Raw genomic sequence first — 3758 nt, forward strand, 5'->3', positions numbered from 1 at the left:
AGCATCGTTATAGCTTCTCTTTTGATAGATTGGAGAGTGATATGATGATCTTTTGTGAATGGTTGGTGGTGGGGGTTAAAAAATATTTATAACGTTATTTATAACTATACATAGAATTATAGCATATTAGTGTTATGCTATGCTATCGGTACAAGAGGTGCAGAAAAGCTTTGGTGGCATAAAGGCGGTAGATAGATGTACTTTAGAGGTGGAAAGGAAGTCAATTGTGGGCATCATGGGACCCAACGGCGCGGGTAAGAGCACTCTGTTTGATATAATTAGTGGTTTTGAGCAGCCAGACAGCGGCACGGTCATATTCAAAGGAGAGGAGATAGGGGGTAAGACCAATTTCGAGATAGCGAGAATGGGTTTGATCCGTACTTTCCAGCTCACGAAGGCGTTGACAAGGATGACGGTGGAAGAGAATATGCTGCTTGCACCAAAACAGCAGCATGGGGAACGGATATGGAACGTGTGGCTACATCCTGAGGAAGTTAAGCGTCAGGAGGAGACGAATCGCGATAAAGCGCGCTCTATCCTTGAATTCTTCGGTCTTAAATCGCTGAAGGATGCATACGCGGGTGCACTATCAGGTGGTCAGAAGAGGCTCTTAGAGATGGCAAGAGCGTTAATGGCAGAGCCGGATATGCTACTCCTCGATGAACCTTTCTCCGGCGTGAATCCCACACTCGCCAACAAGCTCCTGAATTATATAAAGGAACTACGAGACCATCACGACATGACATTCCTTGTCATCGAACATGATATGCATATCATCATGCGATTGTGTGATTATATATATGTGATAAGCAAGGGCAAGGTCATTGCTTCCGGCGTGCCGGCGGAAGTGCATAGAGATAAGCGTGTTCTGGATGCGTATTTGGGATGAAAGAACAATGTTAAGGCTTATAGAGGTTGTTTCAGGCTATACGGACGTGGATATCATCCATGGTGTAACAATGGAAGTGGGAAAAGAAGAGATAGTCACTATAATCGGTCCAAATGGTTCGGGCAAATCCACATTGATGAAGACCATTTTTGGTCTTGTGAAGTTGAGAAGTGGTCGGATATTGTTCAACGGCATGGATATATCTCGATTGAGAGCGGACAAGATTGTAAGGGCGGGAATAGGTTATGTGCCCCAGGAGAGGAATGTGTTCCCTTCGCTAACTGTACAGGAGAACCTGGAGATGGGCGCTTTTATACAGCGGGATAGGCTCAGTGCGGGATTTGAGGAAGTATTTAACATATTCCCGGAACTTAAGAATAAGCGGCGGCAGAAAGTAGGCACCATGAGTGGTGGTGAGCAGAAGATGGTAGCAGTGGGGAGGGCTTTGATGCTCATGCCAGCACTTTTATTACTCGATGAGCCATCATGTGGGCTCTCGCCAAGGCTCAGGGATATATTGTTCAAGAAGATTGCAGCTATCAATGAATTGGGTACCACACTGATGATAGTGGAACAAAATGCGAAGATGGCGTTATCTGTGAGTCACCGTGGTTATGTCCTGGAGATGGGTAGGAAGAGGTTTGAAGGCGAAGCGGGCAGTTTACTTCAGAATGAAGAGGTTAAAAAGCTGTACCTTGGGGATACTCCCGAATCGCAATCGCTATCAGGCATCCAATGATCGGCATTATAGGCTCACGCCTGAAGTATCATCAGGGACTTTAATCCATTATCCAGAACTTCGCTGTTCATAGCCAAAACGCTATACTTATTAAGTGCTTATTAAGTGTGACCACCTAATTTATATACTTACTGACAGAGAATATAAATAAGGTCATAGGTGAAAAAACATGAGTGAGATAAGACCGGGTATAAGGATAATAAAAGATGTCGGGTATAGAGTGATTCTGAAAAAGGAGGATGGTAGCCCGAGATTGGTATGGAGAGGTTTCGTAAAAGAGGGGCAATATGGCAAGTTTATATCCATAGAGCAGCACTGGGTACGAAGTATGCAAGGTGGAAAAATAGTAGAAAGTGATTTTGGAAAAAAGCGCTTTAACTTCCCTTATGATAAGGACAAAGCATTTGCAATGCTGAATTCCATAAGAGGGTTAGTAGAGGATGCTTTTAGCGCTGATGCTGGTGCTGGTGCGGGCACTGGTCTGGAGAAAGAAGTGGAAGAGGAATTTGGTGATGAACTTGAAGGTCTGGAGGAGGAGTTTTAGACAGCTCTTCCTTTTACCCTCATTTCATTACATTATTCATTATTTCACAACCACTGTTCTATCGTTTGCTGTGATACTAATACTTCTGTTATGTCTTTTGAGCGCTGAATTCGTTCGAGCGCTTTATTCACTCGCTCCTCTGAGAAGTCATGTAGCTCGCAGAGGAACTCCTTTACTTTTTCCTCATCTGGCTCCTTCCATCTCAGTTCATATTCAGTATTGACCTCAGGATGGAGGAAGATATTACGAACGAGTTCATAGTTTGCTATACCAGGTGCATTCTCTATCTCTATTACCGATTCTGCTATCAATTCATCAATGCTATGATGCTCTTTGATGAGTTTCAGTGCTCTCTTGGCACCTATACCCTTTATCCCGGGGTTGAAGTCCGTGCCCACGAGAATAGCGATCTCCACAAGTTCTTCATGTGTTATCCCCAATCTATGCTCGATATCCTTCAAAACAGCCAGTTCGAGTTTTACCCCTCTTTTCGGTGCACTCAGGTTCCTCACCATCACAGGCGCACCGAAGAGTAGAGAATCAAAATCCTGAGAGGCTACAATGTCCGCATCTCCTTTCCGAACCATAAACGCAGCCTGAGCTTCTCCTTCTGAGGGCGCCTGCACATGTGGTATGCCAAGATATTCCAGGAGCGTCTTCGCTTCTTCTACGATTCCTGGCTCGATTCTTGTGGATGCCTTTGCGAATTTCAGTGCTTCTTCCGGTATTTTTGCTGCTGCCCATCTCTTCCTCGCCTCTGCACGCCGCATTGATCTGGCTCTTATAACCTCTGATTTTAACTCCGAAGGCTTGCCATCGAATACGAATACCAGCTTTAGCCCCTTCTCCATTAAATTCGTTGTGCGATATATCAAGCCCGAGAGATGTGAGGTTACCCTGCCCGCTGAATCCCTGAGTGGCGTCCCATCTGGCTGGCGAATGATACAGAGGAACTGATACAGCATGTTATAAGCGTCAACCGCGATAGTCTTACCGGCGAGTGCATCCAAACTGGTCTCTCTCAGCTCTAATATATCTCCTATGTTGGTTCCCATCTCAATTAAAATAATAAGATATAATTCAAATAAGGTAAATAAAATATGGATGCGTGGATACGATACATACCGTCGTTGCCGGGCTCACTGCTCGCTTTGTGATGCATGCACTAAGGCTAAGTATAGTAAGACTTTTCAGCAGCTATTCCTCCTCTGTAATTCAACCCACGATGTTTCAACATCTGATGTGTAACCTTTTGGATTTTACTCAACACGACCGAAAAGTTTAAATCCAAATTCGACAAATTAGAAAGTTATACTTAGGTGTTCGGATAAGAGATGGTGATTCCAACTTTGTGCCATTGATACTTTCTAAGCTATAAAAGTGACTATTTTACACAGTGATACGATATATGAATCTTAACGCTTGAATTTGGTTTGCGTTTTCTGAGCACTATCCGGGTCCGGGGACTGAAGCGGAAATATGAAGAGAAAGCGGGGGTGAAACTGAGCATAAGTAGTTTTTACGAACGATTTTCACACCGAAGATGGTTGGGTTGATTTCCTTCAGAGGTGCGTGCTCCATACGAT

At 44.3% G+C, this 3758-nt stretch carries 4 protein-coding genes; 3 read left to right on the forward strand and 1 reads right to left on the reverse strand.

Annotated features, from left to right (window positions below):
- Positions 1-157 precede the first annotated feature (157 nt).
- The 3 genes from J7J01_06715 to J7J01_06725 all read left to right on the forward strand — a co-directional run bounded on the left by J7J01_06715 (position 158) and on the right by J7J01_06725 (position 2172).
- Positions 158-889, forward strand: a complete 732-nt coding sequence (locus tag J7J01_06715; protein ID MCD6210563.1) for an ABC transporter ATP-binding protein — start codon at positions 158-160, stop codon at positions 887-889.
- Between the two features lie 7 nt (positions 890-896).
- Positions 897-1628, forward strand: a complete 732-nt coding sequence (locus J7J01_06720; GenBank protein ID MCD6210564.1) for an ABC transporter ATP-binding protein — start codon at positions 897-899, stop codon at positions 1626-1628.
- 169 nt (positions 1629-1797) lie between these two features.
- A complete protein-coding gene (locus J7J01_06725; GenBank protein ID MCD6210565.1) occupies positions 1798-2172 on the forward strand; it encodes a hypothetical protein in 375 nt (124 codons plus the stop codon).
- A 44-nt stretch (positions 2173-2216) separates the two neighbouring features.
- On the opposite strand, the gene J7J01_06730 is transcribed toward J7J01_06725, so the two are convergent.
- A complete protein-coding gene (locus J7J01_06730) occupies positions 2217-3227 on the reverse strand; it encodes a flap endonuclease-1 (GenBank protein ID MCD6210566.1) in 1011 nt (336 codons plus the stop codon).
- Positions 3228-3758 lie beyond the last annotated feature (531 nt).

This window comes from Methanophagales archaeon, from assembly GCA_021159465.1.
Taxonomy (GTDB): domain Archaea; phylum Halobacteriota; class Syntropharchaeia; order Alkanophagales; family Methanospirareceae; genus G60ANME1.

Coding starts and splice junctions, on each gene's coding strand:
- J7J01_06725 (MCD6210565.1), top strand. CDS start 1,798: ATGAGTGAGATAAGACCGGGTATAAGGATAATAAAAGATGTCGGGTAT.
- J7J01_06720 (MCD6210564.1), top strand. CDS start 897: ATGTTAAGGCTTATAGAGGTTGTTTCAGGCTATACGGACGTGGATATC.
- J7J01_06730 (MCD6210566.1), bottom strand. CDS start 3,227: ATGGGAACCAACATAGGAGATATATTAGAGCTGAGAGAGACCAGTTTG.